General features: G+C 59.3%; 21 protein-coding genes and 1 pseudogene. 14 read left to right on the top strand and 8 right to left on the bottom strand.

The features are described from left to right. Positions 1-2 precede the first annotated feature (2 nt). Positions 3-560 (bottom strand): helix-turn-helix domain-containing protein, encoded by a 558-nt coding sequence (locus JFV30_RS16435; protein ID WP_010172245.1) that lies wholly within the window; start codon positions 558-560, stop codon positions 3-5. Positions 561-617: 57 nt separating this feature from the next. Between JFV30_RS16435 and JFV30_RS16430 the strand changes: the two genes are divergently transcribed. Then, positions 618-1,010 (top strand): nuclear transport factor 2 family protein, encoded by a 393-nt coding sequence (locus tag JFV30_RS16430; RefSeq protein WP_242487101.1) that lies wholly within the window; start codon positions 618-620, stop codon positions 1,008-1,010. A 12-nt stretch (positions 1,011-1,022) separates the two neighbouring features. Here JFV30_RS16430 and JFV30_RS16425 read toward each other — a convergent pair whose 3' ends face one another. Continuing rightward, positions 1,023-1,373 carry a LemA family protein gene (locus JFV30_RS16425; protein ID WP_201124628.1) on the bottom strand — a complete coding sequence of 117 codons (351 nt, stop codon included), beginning with the start codon at positions 1,371-1,373 and terminating at the stop codon, positions 1,023-1,025. A 160-nt stretch (positions 1,374-1,533) separates the two neighbouring features. On the opposite strand from JFV30_RS16425, the gene JFV30_RS16420 reads away from it, so the two are divergent. Both JFV30_RS16420 and JFV30_RS16415 read left to right on the top strand, forming a co-directional pair. After that, positions 1,534-1,842, top strand: a complete 309-nt coding sequence (locus JFV30_RS16420; RefSeq protein WP_010172240.1) for an RcnB family protein — start codon at positions 1,534-1,536, stop codon at positions 1,840-1,842. Between the two features lie 155 nt (positions 1,843-1,997). Beyond that, positions 1,998-3,187, top strand: a pseudogene (locus tag JFV30_RS16415) (MFS transporter). Positions 3,188-3,205: 18 nt separating this feature from the next. Here the strand turns inward: JFV30_RS16415 and JFV30_RS16410 are convergent. From JFV30_RS16410 to JFV30_RS16400, 3 genes are all read right to left on the bottom strand, one after another. Next, entirely contained in the window at positions 3,206-3,475 is a 270-nt protein-coding gene (locus JFV30_RS16410; protein ID WP_201124627.1) for a DUF1652 domain-containing protein, read from the bottom strand. Positions 3,476-3,486: 11 nt separating this feature from the next. Continuing rightward, positions 3,487-3,738, bottom strand: coding sequence for a CsbD family protein (locus JFV30_RS16405; protein ID WP_010172234.1), 252 nt, complete (start codon positions 3,736-3,738; stop codon positions 3,487-3,489). Positions 3,739-3,870: 132 nt separating this feature from the next. Continuing rightward, positions 3,871-5,367: a PAS domain S-box protein gene (locus JFV30_RS16400; protein ID WP_201124626.1), complete on the bottom strand. Its 1,497-nt coding sequence runs from the start codon at positions 5,365-5,367 to the stop codon at positions 3,871-3,873. A 304-nt stretch (positions 5,368-5,671) separates the two neighbouring features. On the opposite strand from JFV30_RS16400, the gene JFV30_RS16395 reads away from it, so the two are divergent. The 8 genes from JFV30_RS16395 (at position 5,672) to JFV30_RS16360 (ending at position 12,521) form a co-directional block, all read left to right on the top strand. Continuing rightward, positions 5,672-6,640, top strand: coding sequence for a hypothetical protein (locus tag JFV30_RS16395; protein ID WP_010172230.1), 969 nt, complete (start codon positions 5,672-5,674; stop codon positions 6,638-6,640). 113 nt (positions 6,641-6,753) lie between these two features. Further along, positions 6,754-7,557, top strand: coding sequence for a helix-turn-helix domain-containing protein (locus JFV30_RS16390; RefSeq protein ID WP_201126210.1), 804 nt, complete (start codon positions 6,754-6,756; stop codon positions 7,555-7,557). A gap of 133 nt (positions 7,558-7,690) precedes the next feature. Continuing rightward, positions 7,691-8,509: an ATP-binding cassette domain-containing protein gene (locus tag JFV30_RS16385; RefSeq protein WP_201124625.1), complete on the top strand. Its 819-nt coding sequence runs from the start codon at positions 7,691-7,693 to the stop codon at positions 8,507-8,509. Then, positions 8,506-9,270 (top strand): ABC transporter permease, encoded by a 765-nt coding sequence (locus JFV30_RS16380; RefSeq protein WP_010172223.1) that lies wholly within the window; start codon positions 8,506-8,508, stop codon positions 9,268-9,270. Before JFV30_RS16385 ends, JFV30_RS16380 begins: the two co-directional genes overlap by 4 nt. Before the next feature lie 25 nt (positions 9,271-9,295). Then, positions 9,296-10,336, top strand: coding sequence for an ABC transporter substrate-binding protein (locus JFV30_RS16375; RefSeq protein ID WP_201124624.1), 1,041 nt, complete (start codon positions 9,296-9,298; stop codon positions 10,334-10,336). Beyond that, the gene (locus tag JFV30_RS16370; RefSeq protein ID WP_169388953.1) at positions 10,333-11,217 is read left to right on the top strand and encodes a PhzF family phenazine biosynthesis protein; all 885 of its coding nucleotides are present in this window, start codon (positions 10,333-10,335) and stop codon (positions 11,215-11,217) included. Before JFV30_RS16375 ends, JFV30_RS16370 begins: the two co-directional genes overlap by 4 nt. Beyond that, positions 11,214-11,666 carry a RidA family protein gene (locus JFV30_RS16365; protein WP_201124623.1) on the top strand — a complete coding sequence of 151 codons (453 nt, stop codon included), beginning with the start codon at positions 11,214-11,216 and terminating at the stop codon, positions 11,664-11,666. Before JFV30_RS16370 ends, JFV30_RS16365 begins: the two co-directional genes overlap by 4 nt. A 234-nt stretch (positions 11,667-11,900) precedes the next feature. Beyond that, entirely contained in the window at positions 11,901-12,521 is a 621-nt protein-coding gene (locus tag JFV30_RS16360; protein ID WP_169388951.1) for a transglycosylase SLT domain-containing protein, read from the top strand. Positions 12,522-12,560: 39 nt separating this feature from the next. Here JFV30_RS16360 and JFV30_RS16355 read toward each other — a convergent pair whose 3' ends face one another. The 3 genes from JFV30_RS16355 to JFV30_RS16345 all read right to left on the bottom strand — a co-directional run bounded on the left by JFV30_RS16355 (position 12,561) and on the right by JFV30_RS16345 (position 16,725). Continuing rightward, the gene (locus tag JFV30_RS16355; RefSeq protein ID WP_201124622.1) at positions 12,561-13,724 is read right to left on the bottom strand and encodes a hypothetical protein; all 1,164 of its coding nucleotides are present in this window, start codon (positions 13,722-13,724) and stop codon (positions 12,561-12,563) included. Positions 13,725-13,738: 14 nt separating this feature from the next. After that, positions 13,739-14,626: a nitrilase family protein gene (locus tag JFV30_RS16350; RefSeq protein ID WP_201124621.1), complete on the bottom strand. Its 888-nt coding sequence runs from the start codon at positions 14,624-14,626 to the stop codon at positions 13,739-13,741. A 143-nt stretch (positions 14,627-14,769) separates the two neighbouring features. After that, positions 14,770-16,725 (bottom strand): flavin monoamine oxidase family protein, encoded by a 1,956-nt coding sequence (locus JFV30_RS16345; protein ID WP_201124620.1) that lies wholly within the window; start codon positions 16,723-16,725, stop codon positions 14,770-14,772. Between the two features lie 294 nt (positions 16,726-17,019). Between JFV30_RS16345 and JFV30_RS16340 the strand changes: the two genes are divergently transcribed. The 3 genes from JFV30_RS16340 to JFV30_RS16330 all read left to right on the top strand — a co-directional run bounded on the left by JFV30_RS16340 (position 17,020) and on the right by JFV30_RS16330 (position 19,254). After that, positions 17,020-17,361 carry an FKBP-type peptidyl-prolyl cis-trans isomerase gene (locus tag JFV30_RS16340; protein ID WP_177089580.1) on the top strand — a complete coding sequence of 114 codons (342 nt, stop codon included), beginning with the start codon at positions 17,020-17,022 and terminating at the stop codon, positions 17,359-17,361. 12 nt (positions 17,362-17,373) lie between these two features. After that, positions 17,374-17,976, top strand: coding sequence for a GNAT family N-acetyltransferase (locus JFV30_RS16335; protein ID WP_201124619.1), 603 nt, complete (start codon positions 17,374-17,376; stop codon positions 17,974-17,976). Between the two features lie 561 nt (positions 17,977-18,537). Further along, positions 18,538-19,254, top strand: a complete 717-nt coding sequence (locus JFV30_RS16330) for an MgtC/SapB family protein (RefSeq protein ID WP_010172203.1) — start codon at positions 18,538-18,540, stop codon at positions 19,252-19,254. Positions 19,255-19,271 lie beyond the last annotated feature (17 nt).

Below are 19,271 nucleotides of genomic sequence, written 5' to 3'. Positions count from 1 at the left end.
TCCTAGTTGTAGACCCACAGCACGCGGGCCGGCAGGTCGGTCAGGTTGCCGTAGCGGCAGTGGGCAAAACTGGCCAGGTGGAAGCTGTCGCCGGGGCCCAGGGTGACGGAGTCAGCCTCGCCCTCGACCCACAGCGTCAACTCTCCCTCCAGCACGTAGCCGGCCTGTTCGGCGCGGTCACTCATGGTCTGTTCGCCACTGTTGGCACCGGGGGCCAGCAGGCTGTCGAGGATCGAGAACGCGCCGTGCATGGTGGGCGACACCAGGATGTCGGTGATGCCATTGGCGTAATACACCGTGCGCCGCTCATTGGGGCGCGTGACCCAGTCCACCGCCTTGGGTTTGGACAGGCTGTAGAAATAGGTGGTAGGCACACCGAGGGCGTGGCTGATGGCAGTCAAGTCGGCCACGGTGGGGCGCGACAGGCCGCGTTCAACCTGGGACAGGAAACCCACGGAGCGCTCGATCTTTTGCGCGAGTTGCGCCAGGGTAAGCTTCTTGTGCTTGCGCAGGTCGTGGATCAGGATCGCCAGGGCGTCGAGTTCTTCTTGCTTGTCCATGGGTGGTTCGTGAAATTCTTATCAAGAAATTTCATGAAAAATTACAGGATTAATTTCATGGGGGCAATGGGTATGGAGTTGTCGGAGCATTTACGCAGCCTTGAACAAGAGCTGCATCAATGCACCACCCGTGCGGATGCCGCGCGGTTGTCGGTGTTGCTGGCGGATGATTTCGTGGAATTTGGTGCCAGTGGCAATGTGTGGGCCAGCAAGGCCGAGGTGATCGAGGGGCTACAGGATGAGGTGTTTTCAGCCCGTCGCATCGGTGACTTTGCGTTGAAGATGCTGGCCGAAGGCGTAGCGCTGGTGACCTATCGTTGCCAACGGGCGGCGACGGAGGCCAATGCGGCAGGGGAGTCGTTGCGCAGTTCGGTGTGGCGCGAGAGTGGCGGGCAGTGGCAGATGGTGTTTCATCAGGGCACGCCGACATGTCAGCGTGCCCCTGTGTAGGCGTCGGCAGGTTCAGACCGTACGCTTGATCTCAAACCCCGACAGGCTCGCATCGTCACGATGCCCCAGCAGTTCAGCCACTACCGATGTCGGCGACTTGTGCTTGTAGGTGTTGTAGTTGTTGACCGAGTCTTGGAACAGCTGGCGGGTGAACGCGACGCGGCTTTCCAGGCCGGCGATTTCCGCGCCGGGTGACGGGGCATTTTGCGCTGCCGCCAATTGTTGTTCGGCCTCCTTGAATTGGCCGAAGGCTTTTTTGCAACGATCGAGCAGCGCCACCAGTTCCCGGTAGGTGCCGAACACGTACAGCGCGAGCAAGGTGACAACGGTCACGAAAATGATGATGACGTGGGTACCAGTCATTGGACGTCCTGGGCAGTTGGAAAAAAGAACCAATCTTATCTGATTAATCGTCGGCCCGGTCGCTGGCGGTCCATCCATCTGCCGCTTCCATCACTGCGCTGAATGATTCCCCGCGGCTGCGGTCGGAATCGTTACGCGTCATTCATTGAAGGAAGTGCCCATGAAGTCCAAGTCCCTTGTTGCCTGCCTGCTGGTTGCCGCGAGCCTGTGCGCCGCGAGCTTCACCGTCCAGGCCGCTGATACCCCGCAAAAAACCGTGCAGCCTTCAAACATCAATACCCGCGACCTCAAGACCGGCGACCGCGCGCCGGACATCCTGATGCGCAAGGAATCCGCCATCGCCGACTGGAAAAAACATGGCCTGAAGCAGCCGGAAGAAGACAGCCAGTGGGCCCGTGTGAACGACAAGTACGTGTTGCTCAAAACCACCAATGGCACGATTCTCGACATCACGCCCGTTAAAAAATGACCCCGGCAGCGGGATGAGCGATCCCGTGCTCATCCCGCTGCATTTGATTTTTGCATAAATGCATAAATCAGCATTTTTTGCCTGTTGTTTTGCGTTAAGGTAGATCCGCTTGCGGGCTGCAATGGCCCCTTTACCTTGATCAGAATGAGAGCAGGATGCTTGCCACAATAAGAAATTACCCGCGTACCGTGAACCTGCTGTTGTCGGCCACGCTGATCCTCACCCTGGCCAAGGCCATCACGTTTCCGTACCTGGTCATCTACCTCACCAACCACTTTGCCCTGGACATCAGCCAGGTCGGCCTGGTGATCGGCAGCTCGCTGATCGTCGGTTCGCTGCTCAGTGTGTACGGCGGCTTCCTGGTAGACCGCATCAACAGTTATCGGCTGTTGCTCAGCCTGAGCGTGGTGTTTGCGCTGGGGTTTGTCGGCACGGTGCTGGCTCGGGAAATCTGGTCGTTCTACAGTTGCCTGATCCTGATCAACCTGGCCTATGCGGTGATCGACATCGCGATCAAGTCCGGGTTTGCCAGCCTGCTGCCGGAAGATGAGCGCAGCGAAGCGTTTTCCATCAAGTACACCCTGACCAATATCGGTTACGCCGTAGGGCCGTTTTTTGGCGCGACGGTGGCCAAGCTCGATATCAGCTTGCCGTTTATTCTCTCGGCCGCTCTGGGCCTCGGGTTTTTCCTGCTGTATTGGCGCTGGGGCGACCGCACCCTGGCCACCGTCGACACCACGCAAAAGCCGGTGTCGTTCCTCGCCGTGGGCCGCGTATTGCTGCGGGATCACCGGCTGGTGTGCTTCACCATCGGCGGCTTGCTCAGTGCCGTGGTGTTCGGCCAGTTCACCGCGTACCTCTCGCAGTACCTGGTGACCACCACCACCGCCGAGTACACCTACACCATCATCAGCGCGGTCCTGACCACCAACGCCGTGTTGGTGATCGCCCTGCAATACGCGATTGGCCGACGCATTTCCCACCGCTACCTGAGCCAGTGGCTGATCTTCGGCCTGGGCATGTTCATGCTGGGGGTGATTGGCTTTGCCCTGGCGAGCAACGTGTGGTGGTGGATCCTGGCGATGGCGATTTTCACCGTGGGCGAAATTGTGGTGTTTCCCGCCGAATACATGTTTATCGACCGCATCGCCCCGGACCACCTGCGCGGCATGTATTACGGCGCGCAAAACCTCTCCAACCTCGGCGCTGCCCTGGGGCCGGTGCTGTGCGGGCTGGTGCTGGCCAGCCTGCCGGCCCACTACATGTTCTACATGTTGGCAGCGTTTATTGTCGGGGAGGGGTGTTCTATTTTATCGGGGCGTCGTTGAAGGCGCGTTCAGTGTAGAAGCGAGCAAGCTCGCTCCTACAATGGGCGCAGTGGCAGATCATCCAGAGTGACTTTGCCGACTGTGTTGCTGTGCAGTTCGTAGCGCAACTCGTCGACCATTTTTTCCACTTCCTGCGGGGTCTGCAGCTTGTTGACGCTGATCCCGGTGACCACCAGGTCTACCCGGCCACTTTCGGCATCGAAGACCTTGAGGGTCAACGAGGCGTCACGGCACAGGGTGAACTCGCAGGTCAGGGGCGACAGGGCCTCTTCGATGCAGTTGCGCAGTTGGGAGAGCGTAAACATTTGGGCTCTCCTCAGCGACGACGCAGCAACAGGCCCAGCAGCAGGCCGACACCGGCGACAATCGCAACCGTCGCCAGGGGTTTTTGCTTGGCAAAGTCGCCGACGGTGTCCAGCGCGTCACCGTAGGTTTGCTGCAATTGGCCAGCGGCCTGACGGGCCACACCTTCGGCCTGGAGCTGTTCGTCACCGGTCAGATCACCCAAAAAACCTTGAGCCTTGCCGGCCACTTTCTCGACGGCACCTTTGACTTGTTCGCTTTTCATGATGGATTCCTTAAAGGGCATGACATCTCAACAGCACAGGACCCAAAGCCCTGTGCCCACCCTTCAAGGTTAAGCAGTGCACCCCCGTGCAATAAGGCGAATTTGCACCGGTCGCACTAGTGCATTTGCACTCTATTTCGGTTTTTTAACCCGCAATTCACCGGCAAACAGCCCGCGCTCACGGGCCCAGACGATGGCTGCACTACGGCTGTGCACCCCCAGTTTTGAGTACACCGTGGCCACATGGTTACGCACGGTGTTGGGCGCCAGTTTCAGGCGCGAGGCGATCTCCTTGTCGGCCAGGCCTTCGCAAATCAGGCCCAGTACATCGCGCTCCCGGGCGGTGAGGTCGGTAAAGGAAATGTTCGGCACGTTGGGGCTGTTGACGCTCTTGGCGTTGGCCAGTTTTTCAATCAGTGTCTGGCTGAACCACGAGGCGTCCTGCATCACTTCCTCGATCGCCGCCACCAGTTCCAGCTCGGAGCGTTTGCGCTCGGTGATGTTCATCAGCACCAGCAGGTAGCAGGGCACGTCCTGAATGCTGACCGTGTCGGCAGACAGCACGCAGTCGATCACCTCGCTGCCTTTCTTGCGGATCTTCAGGTCGAGGCCGTCGAGGTTGCCGGCCTTCTCCAGGGTGGTGAACAGTTGCGTACTCGCCTGGGGGCTGTCGATAAAGTCGATATCTTCGATGGATTTACCGATCAGTTCTTCACTGATATAGCCGGTGATGTTCATGAAGGCTTCGTTGATGTCCACCACCTGCCGGTTGGCCGCGTTGCACACCAGGGTCGGCACGGGCGTCAGCCGGAATGACTTGGCAAAGCGTTCCTCACTCTGGCGCAGGGCAGTTTCGGCCTTGCGGCGGGGCTCAAGGTCCGTGAAGGAAAACAGCATGCAGTCTTCCTCGTTCATGTCCAGCGGCTGTCCGGCCACGATCACCAGTTTGCTGCCGCCTTCGGGCAGTTTCAGTTCGGCTTGCATCTGCGGGATGGTCGAACCTTCGCTCAGGCGCTTGACGGCAAGGTCCTTGTTTTCGGCCTGCTCCAACACGTCCAGTTCGTACACCGAACGGCCGATGACCTGGTCACGGCTGTAGCCGGTCATCTCCAGAAAGCCCTGATTGACCTTGATATAGCGCAGGTCGCTCAAGCGGCAGATCACCGCCGGGGCCGGGTTGGCATTGAAGGTTTTTTCGAAGCGTTGTTCGGCGCTGGCCCATTCGGTGGCGTCGCTCAGGATCAGCACCAGCAACTCCGGCTCGCCGGATGCGTCGGTGAGTACCAGGCTGCGCAGGCGGTGCACCCAGGTTTTTTCCTCGTCGCCGGTGGGGGTGACTTCCACCACCACGTCGCTGAATTCTTCACCGTCCGCCACCCGGCTCAGCGGGTAGTTCTCCAGCACCAGCGGGTGGTTGTTGCGATAGCGCAAGGCAAAGCGGGCGGCGTATTCCTGGGTATTGGCACCCAGCTCTTCAACTTTCTCCACGCCGTGCATCAGCAGCGCGGCTTCGTTGGCCCACAGGATGGTTTGGTCGACCTCGGCGAGAATCACTCCATCGGACAAGCCGGAGATGATCTGCTGCAGTTGGCGGCGGTTGGTTTCTTTGGCGAGGACGGCCTGGCTCATGGTTTCTCCAATATTGAGGGCACCTGCGCCCCCTGTAGGAGCTGGCTTGCCAGCGAAAAGCTCAACAGCAACGCGGACCTCCAGGATGTGCGCGTCATCGTTAACGACCATCGCTGGCAAGCCAGCTCCTACAGGGGAGCGGTTTCAGGCGCATAGGGAGTACGACACCTGAGGCTCAGGATAGTGCAGAGAAAGTACCCGGCGCGGGGTGCGAATGCACCAGTGCGCCTAGTGCAATTGTGCCGAGACCGCAGGGGAGGGCCTCGCCAAACTGAGCGCCTACTCACTGTTCAAAGGATCGATCATGACCACTGTCTATGAAACCAACCGTTCGCTGTTTCGTGTCTCCTGGGGCTCGGTATTGGCCGGTAGTGCAATTGCCCTGGTGACCTACCTGGTGCTGAGCGTGCTGGGCACCGCGATTGGCGCGAGTGCGGTGAACCCGATGGCAGCCGGTAACCCGCTGAGCGGTTTTGGTACCGGCGCGGGGATCTGGCTGTTTGTGTCTACCTTGCTGGCGATCGGCGCCGGTGCATTTGTAGCCGGGCGTACTGCGCCGGATCGCGGCGGCCTGCACGGCGTGCTGAGCTGGACCATCACCACCTTGTTGACCACCTGGCTGCTGGCAGCGCTGGCCACCAGCGTGGTGGGTGCTGCGGGGAATGTCGTGGGCAAAGGCCTGTCGGCTGCCGGTAGCGGTATCGCTGCCGTGGCGCCGGGCATCAGCGACAGCGTCAAGCAGCAGCTGGATGAGCAAGGTATCAAGCTGGACTGGAACAGCCTGCAAGGCCAGCTCGACACGCTGCTCAAGCAGAGCGGCAAGCCTGAGCTGGATCCGGCCAACGTCGAGCAAAAAGCCGACCAGGCAAGCGCCGACGGCAAGCAATCGGCCAACGATGCCGCGACTAACCCCACCCAGGCCGGTGATGAGCTGAAGCAATGGTTCGAACGGGTCAAGGCGTCCGGCGAGCCCGCGTTGAACGCAGCGGACAAGCAGGCGCTGGTCAACATCGTCGCCGCCCGTACCGGCAAGAGCCAGGCTGAAGCCACCCAGATCGTCGACAACTATGCCCAGGCTTATCAGCAGGCCATGCAGAAGGTTGAAGAACTGAAGCAACAGGCTGAACAGAAAGCCCGTGAAGCCGGCGAAGTGGCGGCCAAGCAACTGTCCCATGCGGCGTGGGGCACCTTGTTGATGTTGCTGCTGGGTGCGGCGTTGAGCTTCGGCGTAGGTCGCCTGGCGATTTCCACCCGTCGTGTGCCGTTGGCCTGATCATGACTTGAGGTGCTTTATGGGGTGAGGGAGCAAGCTCCCTCACCCCAATGCTTGGCTGGCACCAAACATGCTAGTGTCAGCACTCCAACACCCACCGGCAGTGCATGGCGATGCGCGAAATCTACAGCGTCTTCAACTCCAACGGCGCCTATGAAACCGGGGCTCACGCCCATGACGAATTCATGCTGATGGTGCCCGAGCACGGCCTGTTGCGCTTCAAGGACGAGGACAGCGGACGCACCACCTCGGTGATCGACCGCCAGTTCGTCCTGGTGCCGCCGCAATGCAGCCATTCCTCCTCGTCACTCACCACCCGCCAGGGCCACGTAGCGTTCTACGTCGACCCCGACTACATGCACTACGCCTTGCGTGACCTCTCCGGTGACGCCAATCGGCTGCTCCGTGTGCCCACCCTGGGCATCTGGCAAACCTCTGCACCGTTGCACCATCTGCTCCTGGCGAAAAAAGCCTTCAGCCAACCCGACCTGTACGTCGACCGCCGCCGGCAAGTTGCCCAGGCCGATCACTTGCTGCTGCTCGAATGCCTGGCGATTTCCCTCAGCCAGCCGAGCCTGCAACGCTCCTCCACCGAGCGCCACGGCGCCATGCTGGTGCGTGACGTGAAGGCCTACGTGGAGGGCAATCTCGAACATGCGCCGGGGCTGGATGAGATCGCCGAAACGTTCCACATGTCCCGCCGTCACTTGACCCGGCTGTTCGCGCTGCACACCGGCGAGACGGTGCTGGCGTACGTCCACCGCCTGCGCCTGGAGCGGGCCCAGACACTGCTGCGGCACACGCGCATGTCGGTGCTGGAGATCGCCAATAACGTCGGCTATGAATCACCTTCCCACCTGGCCCATGTGTTCCGCCGGGTGCTGGGTGTGTCGCCGGATGAGTGGCGCCGCGGCTGATACCGCTTCAACTTTTTTGATGTCCCGATCCCGCGCATGATCCGGCCCGATCCGGTGCGCCACAAATTTGTCATCCGTTCATCCTCACCCCGTCAACAACAAACAAGTCCGGCCTACCGGACGAGGAGGGGCGGTGAGTGCAAAACCCTTTATCAGCTTCGCTGGGGTGCAGAAAAGCTTCAAAGTCGAGGGCCGCCAGTTTGTGGCCGTGCGCAATGTGACACTCCAGGTTCAACGGGGTGAAATCATCACCCTGGTGGGCCCTTCGGGCTGCGGCAAGTCCACCTTGCTCAACATGACCGCCGGGCTCTTTGGCCCCACTGAAGGCCAGGTGCACTACGACGGCGCCGAGGTCAAAGGCGTCAACACCCGGGTCGGCTACATGACCCAGGCCGACCACCTGCTGCCATGGCGCACCGTGGCCGGCAACATCGCCGTGCCGTTGCAAATCCGCCGTATGCCCAAGGCCCAGATCGACAGTCGTGTCGAGGAACTGATGGCGCTGGTAGGCCTCACCGGTTTCGGCGAAAGCTACCCCAACCAGCTTTCCGGCGGCATGCGCAAACGCGCGGCCATGGCGCGCTTGATGGCCAGCGATCCGGAAACCCTGTTGATGGACGAGCCCTTCGGCGCCCTTGATGCGCAGATGCGTTTGACCCTGCAAACCGAACTCTTGCGCCTGTGCCGCAAGCTCAACAAGACCGTGCTGTTTGTCACCCACGACGTCGACGAAGCCATCGCGCTGGCCGACCGTTGTGTGGTGTTCGCCGGCCGCCCCGGCACCATCGACCATGTGCTCGATATTCCCCTGGCCGGCGAACGCAACCTCGTGCGGTTGCGCTCCGACCCACGCTACGTGGAACTCTGCGCCGCCCTCTGGAAACGCCTGGCGCCGGATGTGGCCGGTGCGGCGGATCCTTCCTCATTGGCCCACTCGCTGGAGGTCGTATGATCCAGGTCTATCGCTTGTTGTTCCTGGTGTTCCTGCTGGTGTTCTGGGAATGCGTGTCTCGCTGGTTCGGTGTGGAATTCTTCATCAGCCGGCCTTCGGCGGTGGCGCAAAGCTTGTGGAAAATCCTCATGAACGGGGTGTTTTTCTACCACGCCGGCATCACCACGCTGGAAGCGGTGCTGGGCTTCTTCTTCGGCTCCCTCGCTGGCTTGATCGCCGGTCTGGTGTTGGGCCGCGCCAAGCTCTTGGCCGACATCCTCGACCCGTTTCTGACCGCGTTCTACAGCTTGCCGAAAGTCGCGCTGGCGCCGCTGTTCATCCTCTGGTTCGGCATCGGTTTGCCGATGAAAGTCATCCTCACCGCCGCCGTGGTGTTCTTCCTGGTGTTCCTCAACACCTACAGCGGTGTGCGCAACGTCTCCCGCGAGCAACTGACCATCCTGCGCCTGATGGGCGCCAAGGAGCGCGACCTGTTGACCATGGTGGTGATCCCGTCGGCCTTCACCTGGGTGTTCACCGGCCTGCGCTTGTCGGTGCCCTACGCGCTGATCGGCGCGCTGGTGGGCGAGATCATCGCCGCCAACCGTGGCCTGGGTTACCTGCTCTCGGATGCCGCCTCGCAGTTCGACACCGCCGGTGTGTTTGCCGCGCTGGTGGGGATCATCGCCCTGGCGCTGATCCTGAACACCGCGGTGAAGCTGGCTGAACGCAGATTGATGCCGTGGAAAGCCAACGAAGCGGAACGTGAAGTCGCGGTTTAACCCCCAAAATCTGTGGAGCCTGATCATGTTGAAACCACTGTTCATCGCCAGCGTTTTACTCGCTTCATGCTTGCCCGCCGCACAGGCCCGGGACCTGACCAAAGTCACCCTGGCGTTCCCCAGCGAAGGCTTCCTCTACGTGCCGATCTACGTCGCGCAGAAGCAAGGTTACTTCGCCGATGAAGGCCTGAACGTCGACGTCATCGTGTTCCAGAAAGGCGGCTCGGCAGCACTCACCGCCGTGCTGGGGCGTGACGCCGATGCGTACGTCGGCTTGCCCGCCGTCGCGGTGCGTGCCCGTACCAAGGGCCAGGACGTCCAGGCGTTCGCCGCCGTGCAAACCCAGTTCGGCAGCACCGTGGTGATCGACGGGGCCTCGGCGCAAAAAGCCGGTGTGTCGGCCACTTCATCCCTGGCGGCCCGTGCCCAGGCGCTCAAGGGCTTGAAGATCGGCGTCACCGGCCCCGGCAGCACCACCGACATGCTGGTGCGCTACTTGGCCAAGGACGCGGGCCTCAACCCGGACAAAGACTTCACCATCATGCCCATCGGTGGCGCGCCAAACATGCTCGCGGCGTTTTCCCAAGGCAGCATCAACGGCTTCTCGTTGTCGCCACCCACCATCACCACCGCTGAAAAACAGGGCGGCTTTGTGCTGATGGACCTGGCCAAGGGCGAATACAAGCCCCTGGACGGCTTCCTCTTCACCGCGATGATTGCCCGCGAAGACTGGCTGGCCAACAACAAGGCCACCGCCGAGAAAATGGTCCGCGCCCTGTGGCGTGCCGAGCACCTGATCGCCAGCGACCCGGACAAGGCTCGCGAATCGGTACGCCCGTATTTCGCCAACACCGACGCCGCCATCTTCAATGCCGCCTGGACCGCCTCGTTGCCGTCCTACCCGGCAACGCCACGGATCGAGAAAGACGGTGTTGAGAAAAATATCCGCTTCATGAACGCGGTGGAGAGCGACCCGGTAAAGCTCGACCCGCAGCAGGTCTACACCAACTCCATCGTCGACGCCGTGGCGCCGACTGTTTCCACCCTTCAGGGAGAGGCGAAATGACGCCCGAGGTTCACCTGGTCAATGTTTTTCCCGCCACTGCCCGTGGCGGCAACCCCGCGCCAACCGTGGCCGTGGCCGATGGCATGAGCGATGCCGACATGCAGCAAGTCGCCCGCGACTACGGTCATGAATGCGGCTTTGTATTTGCCCCGCCGGCCGGCAGCGAATTTGATTTTGCCTTGCGCTTCTGGGTGCCCAACCACGAGATGGAAATGTGCGGGCACGCCACCGTGGGAGCGGTGTGGCTGCTGGATCAGTTGGGCATGCTGCACAAGGATCGCCTGACGTTATCGACACTGAGCGGTCGGGTGGATGCGCGGATCACCGCTGCGGGCACCCCGGATATCCAGGTGGAAATCAGCCAGCCCAAGGGCCAGGTCGAGGCGTTGAACGATGCCGAAGTCGAGGCCGAGATTCTGTCGGTACTCGGCATCACCTCCAACGAACTGGCACCGCTGCCGATCCAGAACGCCTGCACCAGCCGGGTGAAAACCCTGATCGCGCTGAAAAGCGTAGCGGTACTGGACAGCCTGAAACCGGACTACCGGCGAATGCAGCAACTGTGCGAGCGCCTTGGTTCCACCGGTTTGTACCCGTACGCGCCCTCGGACCTGGAAGGGCGACAGTTCGATGCGCGGCAATTTCCCAAGTCCTCGGGCTACCCGGAAGACGCCGCCACCGGCATCGCCGCCGCGGCGTTGGCGTTTGGTTTGCTGCACAACGGCCTGGTGACGGCGGATGAACGCCCGGTGCATATTCGCCAGGGGCGGGCCATGGGCCGGCCTTCGCAAATCTCCCTGCGGTTTCGCCGGGATGAGGCGGGGCAAGTGGCGGGCTGCTGGCTGGGCGGGCATGTGGAATTTGTCGAGGAACCGGCATGAGCGTGCACGAAAAACTGAAAGCGCTGGGCCTGGAACTGCCTGAGGCACCTAGCCCCAAGGGCGACTACGTGCCGGTGACGATTCATGGCGGCGTGGCGTATGTCAGCGGGCAGGTTTGTCGACAGGGTGACCACGTAATCACCGGGCCGGTGACGGACCAGACGCTGCCTTCGTTGGTTAACGAAGCGGGGCAGACGTGCGTGCTGCGGGCGTTGAGCGTGCTGGACCAGGCGGTAGGGCTGGAGAACGTTGAGCGCATCCTGTTTGTACGCGGGTTTGTGTTGGGCGGGGAAGGTTTCCAGGGGTTCTCCAAAGTAGTCGACGGCGCGTCGCGCCTGTTGATCGAGTTGTTTGGCGAACGCGGCCGGCACGCGCGCTCGGCGGTGGGCGTGGCCGGGCTGCCCGGCAACGGCCTGCTTGAACTGGAACTGACGGCAGTCGTTACCTGATAACCACCCGACCCCATGTGGCGAGGGAGCTTGCTCCCGCTGGGCTGCGCAGCAGCCCCAAAACCGGTGAACGCAACGCCCCAGGCATACCGCGCCCACCGGATGGGGAGCGCTTTGCACTCCAGCGGGAGCAAGCTCCCTCGCCACAGAAATAGACTCGCTTTGACCTCTACAGCAACCCCGACGAACGAGTAAACTGCCCGCCTTTTATCCTCACGACGAGACGGTGAGCTTTTGAACGCAGGAAAAACCGCAGGGCTGTTGCTACTTGCTGCCTTATTGGCCGGCTGCGGCACCTCGCCACCCCGCACCCCCAACGACATCTGCGGCATCTTTCGCGAAAAAGACGATTGGTACGACGCCGCCAAGGTGACCCAGGCGCGCTGGGGCGTGCCGATCCAGGTACCGTTCGCCATCATGTACCAGGAGTCAGGCTTTCGACAGGACGCCAAGACCCCGCGTAAATACCTGTTGTGGATCATCCCCTGGGGCCGCGTGTCTACTGCCTCCGGCTATGCCCAGGCCAAGGACGAAGTGTGGAGCGACTACCAGAAAAGCACCGGTCGTACTGGCGCCAGCCGACAGGACTTTGACGACGCCATCGATTTTGTCGGCTGGTACATGGACAAGACCTACACCATCAACGGCGTGTACAAATACGATGCCTACGGCCAATACCTGAACTACCACGAAGGCTGGGGCGGGTATCGTCAGCGCACCTATGCGAGCAAAGCCTGGCTGATGCCGGTGGCCGGCAAGGTGCAGGCGCGTTCGCAGATGTATGCGGCTCAATATGCGGGCTGCAAGAACGATTTGGGACGGGGTTTCTGGAGCCGGTTCTGGCATTGGCTGTGACTGCCCGGGCAGTCCGTTGCCCGGCGTAGGAGATAGAGACTAAACGGCCAGCCATCCCACTAATGGCACCACCATCAGGGTGCTCAGCGCCATTGAGATTACGTTGCCGATGTAGGGGTGGAAGTGGGGCGGCAACCGTCCTGCAATGGCGCAGGCCAGTGGCGGCGCGATCAATGCGCCGAGCAATGCACTTGATCCCATCACTTCCCAACTGCCGCCATGGGTCAGCACGGCTGCCGGTACCACCGAAACCAGCGGAACATACGTGGGATACCAGCCGCGTTTGATCCACTGATGTCGCCAGATCACCACGCCCAGTGCAGATGTCAGCGCTTGTGCGCCGATCAGATGCACTACCAGCCCAGATCCATAGGCCGGGCTCACCGGGTTCAACGCGTAAGCCAGTAATACGCCAGCCAACAAGCCCAGGCTGGCCAGTTCATTGCCGAAGAATGGCGCTTCGGAAAAGTCAGCCAATACCCTTTGCGCACTCCACACCAGGCCATAGGTCGGCGGTTTCAATGGAGCAGGCTTTTGCGGCGCGACGTAATCACTGCTCACCAGTGCCGGTACTCGACGGCACAACACAAAGGCAATCACACTGCCCACCGCCATTCCCAGTACATTGCCGATCACAGCCGGCAAGCCCAGTGGCAGGCAGAGATAATTGACGATCAGTAAACACATCGGAGTGACCAGTACGGCTCCCAGCACGGCACCGTTGAGCGTGACCTTCCAGCCACCCCCGAACATCAGCACCATGGCCGCTGGCAGCGAAACAAACGCCGCAAACGTCGGCTGCCACGTGTCAGCGGTGACGGTCCAGCCCCACAACGCATTACTCAGCAGTAAACCGAGTAATGAACTGGTTACCAGCCACGGCCACAGCCCAGTACCGTACGAGATGGCAAAGCCTTGCCAGGACTTGCCTGTACGGCTGGCCCACCACGCCAGATACGCGCCGCCCAGCAGGCCGAGTGAGGCCAGTTCATGTTTGTAGAACGCGACTTCGCTGATATCCCCTAGCACCCAGCGCAGCCAGGCGCTGGGGTGGGGAAGGCTGGTCACCATATCGGCATAACCGGGCCAGGGGTAAGCAAGGGCTATCCACAGGATCAACAAAGCACTGGCAAGCCCCAGCGCGATGACGGTGTTATCGGCCCGGGAGCGGTCTGCACGCGGCTTTTCCAAAAGGGTTTCCATGAGACGCCCTCCGATCAGCGTGGCAGGGCGCGATGCTGGGTATACCCGAGCATCTGGTCGTAAATATCCGCACGTCGGTCCCGCTGCAAGTCGTTGAGGCTATTCCAGATAGGCGCACTGCGGGCGCTGGTGAGGTCAACGTCGGCAAACAGAATCTCCTGCCGATTCGCCGAAGCCACCGCGCCGATGGGCCAGCCATTGGTCCCGGCAATCAGCGAGCACCCCAGATACCGCGCATCGCGTTCCTCGCCGATACGGCTGGCGGCGGCGATAAACACGTTATTGACGTGGGCTGCGGTCATCGTGAGGTACGACGCCATGCACTTCCCCGCGTCGTCGAACAGCGGAGGCGGGGTCCAAACCCAGTTATTCAGGCTGCAAATAATATCGGCGCCTTGCTGACTGAGAATGCGCGGCACCTCAGGAAACCAGATGTCCCAGCAGATCAACAGGCCTATACGGCCTATGGGCGTTTCAAAGACGGGAAACCCGACATCGCCGGGAGTGAACCAGAGCTTTTCCAGGTTCCACAGATGGGCCTTGCGGTACTTGCCGATAAAACCGTCCGGCCCAAGCAATACGGCGGTATTGAACAGCTGCATGCCGCAGATTTCGCTGAGGCCTGCCACCAGATACACCTGATGTTTGCAGGCGAAATCCGTCCAGGCTTGCACACTCGGCCCGCCCGGAATGGCCTCAGCGTGATCAAACGCGTCCTGACGGCTGGAGAAGAAATAACCACAGTTCGAAAGCTCTGGCAGCACGATCAGATTGGCGCCGCCGCTCACCGCCTCCGTTGCCAGCTCTAGGCTAAGACGCAGGTTGCGCTCCCGGTTTTCCATCCCGACCTGGGGATCGAACTGGACGACAGCTATGCGAACAGGGCTTGTTGGATCGCTCATTGGGGGGTGACCTCTTATTTTTATTCAGCCAGGAATAGCTGGGTGTTTATAAGAGGCGAGCTGATGTTTAAATGAAAGTCAGACGGTTCCTATAGCGGTGTAGTTTGGTTCCGTTAAGAGTTTTTGTTGTGCGCTGAATTTGATTAGTGTGAATGATCGGTTTTGTATTCTGGATAGTGCTGCATAGAAAATCCCCCGTTGAATGTGGCGCCGGTCCTGTTGCAGATGTTTATTACAGTATCTATTGCCCCTCTAAAGCAAGGCTCGGTCCAGCCAGCATCAACTGAAAAAGATTCGCCGCAGAGATAAAGTCCAGACTTGGATGAGTAATCTTTGTTGTATTTCATTAGGCCCACGGCTTCGTAGTAGGTGCCGGGTCTGTAGAGTTTTGCGCACCCTAATGAGTTTTTGTCATTCATCCAGCGCTGGACGACGGCCTGCTCGTGGCCGATATATGGGGAAATTTTCTCTCGAATGTTTGTAGAGTTGATCAGGATTCTATCCAGTTCCTCAATGCACTTTGCTACCAACTCTTTGTCGCTTAATGAAGAGAGTTTCGTGGCGTCGTCCTCCCATGTATAGCTCAGAAGTATGCAGTCATAGGTGTATTGTTCGTTGTAGCGATAGGTGTACACATCATGTATGAAGCTGTCGGTCACAATGGCTTGAGGGATTTTCGTGTTTTTTGATAGAAATGACTTTTTTAAGGGGGCGTATACTTTGCAGCTAGTCTCCCAATGGGCGGTTTTATATGCGTTTATCGTATCGAAAGGAAGCATCTCTTGATCGAAGCCCTCAAGGGTTATCTGCGTTTCGATCAGCCACGAAGGTAAAGTGATGATGACCGAATCGAATTCAGCAGAGCAGGGTTCAGATTTTTTAGGGTTGCTTGAGTTCCAATCATAATGGACTCGTATTTTTCCGCTTTTAAGTTTCTCCAACCTTTTTACGGGAGAGTCAGTCAGTAAACCGGTCTTCCTTTCGAGGCTATGTTCATAAACGGATTTTCCTGTTTCGGGAGTGCTCATAAAGAGCATGCACTCTGCCAAGGCGCCTAGGCCTTTGTAGTTGGGTTTATTAAACCTAAGCCCCCTGGAGTCGAAAACGGCCGAGCTTTTCAGGTGTGGAGAGTCGACAGCCATGCCGTCCATATTGACTCGGCCATGAATCAACTGGAGGTGACTGCTGAAACCGAAAATCGCAGTACGTAAGGGATAGAGTGAGCATATGTCATAAAATGCTCCCCAACTGCCATCACCGATTCCAATTGCGTAGAACACCGCCGATTCTTGTGTCGTCATCCCCATTCCTCCGAAGTCCCCGGGATGATCCCTGCGCCAAGACTCAATAGCTGGCATTTTCACCAGATCCCGAAACGAGATACTTTCGTACTTTTTAACTATGGCCGCCCAAAATAACTCCCATTGCTCGCTTGCGTATAACTCCGCGACTTTCCGTGTAAGACGTCTGGCAAAATCTTGCCATTTTGCATACACGGCTCTTAGCGTTTCGCCAGGTGGAGGTGTTACCCCGTCTCCGTTTTTCCAGATCAGCATTGTGGGCTGACTGCTATTGTCTATGCTCCCTTCGCGTAAGTAGATACCGGTTGACTTGACCCAGGGGCTTCCGGGGTTTGGGAAGTTTGAATGAGCCAATTCAAATTCTTTGGCGTAATAGGCCATCAGAGACCTACCCTCAGTGGGCTGCTCGTCAGATCGGTTAAAGAAGGGCATACGCATCGCGCCCATTTCAAAGGGTGGACGTCCTATGTTATTGGATTGTTGTCCTCCAAGCACAGTAAGGTGCCTGCCGCCGATTCGCTTGGATTTTTCAAGCAACGTTATATTTTCAAATCCACAGCGATAAAGTTCTCGGGCGGTAGTAAGCCCTGTTATGCCAGCTCCGATAATACAGATGCTGTGATCCGAATTGGCCGAGGTGGCGATTCCGTCTTTTTGCTCTACCAGGGCCCGGTAGTCAAAACATAAGTCTGGAGGGCCAGGAAAACGTCCTCGCCATTTATTTTGAATAGATCTCTTTTCTCTAGAGTAACTAGTTGCGATGTCGGCTGGGTAATTGAATTCTGATCCAATGGTCATGTAAATCATCCTTGGTGTTTATGTTCGTGGGTGGTTAGGCTGCTCGCTGACTCGGCTAACGTAAATAAGCGATTGGCACTGTGTGATAGGGTCGTTTTCATCGGTTTTTGTAGGCAGTTCTAGCTGAGTACGCATTCAAGTTGGCTAAGTGCTGATTGGGTGTGGGTTAAGACCGAGAAGTGTTTTAAACGCACGCAGAACGATATAGTTCGGCCGGTATGCAATCCTAATACCGAGCTTGCCAAGCGTGACCGGCTCTGGGAAAACGTCCGTTACACACAACGAGAAAACACCATGAGCAACGAACTGCAAATCACCGACATCCGCCTCGGCGACGGCAAGACCGTGGTCAAAGGCGCCCTGATCACGACCCAATACACCGGCACCCTCGAAGACGGCACGGTGTTCGATTCCTCATGGGAGCGCGGCAAGCCGTTTCAATGCGTGATCGGCACCGGCCGCGTTATCAAAGGCTGGGACCAAGGCCTGATGGGCATGAAAGTTGGCGGCATTCGCACGTTGTTTGTGCCGGCGCACTTGGCTTACGGTGAGCGGTCGATGGGCGCGCATATCACGCCCAACAGCAATCTGCGGTTTGAGATCGAGTTGCTGGAAGTACTCACACGGGATGATTGAGGAGCGATGAACATGGAGGTTGTTGAAACAGTGGAGTTGCCGCGCAGTTCGATAGCGGGCATTCGGGTGGTGGAGCTGACCCTTGAGGATGAGGCCGAGCTGCAGCGCTTTTTCGAGGCGGCGCCGGAGTATTTCCTTGCAGTGAATGGTGAACCTGCCACGCCCACGGAGGCACGGGATGAGTTGACGCTTCAGTTGCCTGACACCTGGAGCTACACGCGGATGTACTGGATTGGCTACCGCGATGCTGAAGGGCAACTGGTGGCGGTGGTGAATGTGGCGTCTGATCTGCTGGCGGTTGGGGTGTGGCATATCGGGCTGTTGTTGGTGGCCACGCCGTTGCACGGCAGCGGGTTTGCGCACCAGTTGCATGCGGATTTCCAGGCATGGGTGGTGAGCCTTGGGGCGCGCTGGTTGCGGCTGACGGTGGTGGTGGGGAATGCCAAGGCCGAGCGCTTTTGGCCCAGGCTTGGGTATGTTCAGGTGCGTACCCGGGATGGGGTAGAGATGGGGCGGCAGGTGAATCGGGTTTCCATTCAGGTGAAGCCTCTGGAGGGAGGGCAGGTTGACGAGTACCTGTCGCTGGTCGCCCGTGATCGACCCGGGGCGATATAGACAGTCCACCCGTAATTTTCAGGTGTACACCTCCAGTGTGGGAGCTGGCTTGCCTGCGATGGCGGTGGTTCAGTGATGAATCGGCTGGCTGACACTCCGCCATCGCAGGCAAGCCAGCTCCCACATTTCATTGGTGCCATGTTCAATATCTTTGCTTGAAGACCCACCTGAACCCTCCCTGAAGAACCTCCCCAAACCCATTGGGTAAATTTTCCTACGGTTTACTCTCCTGAAATCAGGGCGTAAGCTTCGCGCGTTTTCATCAATAGCGGAGACCCTCAGTGGGTACTTGTTCGAGTGACAGTCGTCGGCCGGTCTCGATAACCGGCACATACTTGGCAAGATAACGCGCATTTTTCCGATGCCGTTGTCTCGCCCAACAGCGAGAAGCGGCATCCCGGTGGCGGCCAGTCCTGGCCCGATCCCGAATTCCCTCTCATCGACACTTGACGGTACGTGATGCCTTGCATCGCGGTACTACGGACGCGCCTGTCTGCTGACCCAGACGCTGAAGGTTTCTATATCCGCAAGTTTGGCTCGTAATGAATAGGGAAGACGCCTATGCAAGCAATCAACAACATCAACCTCAACTCGCTGGTCGACACGCTGGTCAGCCTCACCGCGGCCTTCATTCTCGGTGGGCTGATTGGTTTCGAACGCCAGTACCGCCAGCGCACGGCGGGCTTGCGCACCAACGTGCTGGTGGCGGTGGGTGCGGCGATTTTCGTCGACATGGCCAACCGCCTGGGCGGCGCCGAAGGGGCGGTGCGGGTCGTGGCCTACGTGGTCTCGGGCATCGGTTTTCTCGGCGCCGGCGTGATCATGCGGGAAGAAGGCAATGTGCGCGGGCTCAATACCGCTGCTACGCTCTGGGCCTCGGCGGCGGTGGGCGCCTGTGCCGGTGCCGACCTGATCCTGGAAGCGCTGCTGGGCACGCTGTTTGTGCTGGCGGCCAATACCTTGCTGCGACCGATCGTCAATAACATCAACCGTCAGCCATTGGACGTGGTGTCGGCCGAGGTGACCAACATTCTGTACGTGGTGGCCCGGCGTACCCAGCAAAAGGCGGTACTGGCCTTGCTCGAAGCCGAACTTGCACGCTGCAACTATCCGGCCAGTGACGTGGACGTGCGCCCCTTCGGTCCTGAAGAGGTGGAAATCGAGGCGACGCTGGCCGTGACCTCGGTAGACGGTGATGAACTGGACGCCCTGGTGGCGCGTATTTCCACCTCGACCCTGGTGGTACAGGCGTTCTGGAGCCCGAGTACCACCGACTAGGCGGCTTCTGCTCCCTG

Source organism: Pseudomonas sp. TH32, assembly GCF_016650855.1.
GTDB lineage: Bacteria > Pseudomonadota > Gammaproteobacteria > Pseudomonadales > Pseudomonadaceae > Aquipseudomonas.
This window is presented reverse-complemented; position numbering and strand designations above follow the sequence as displayed.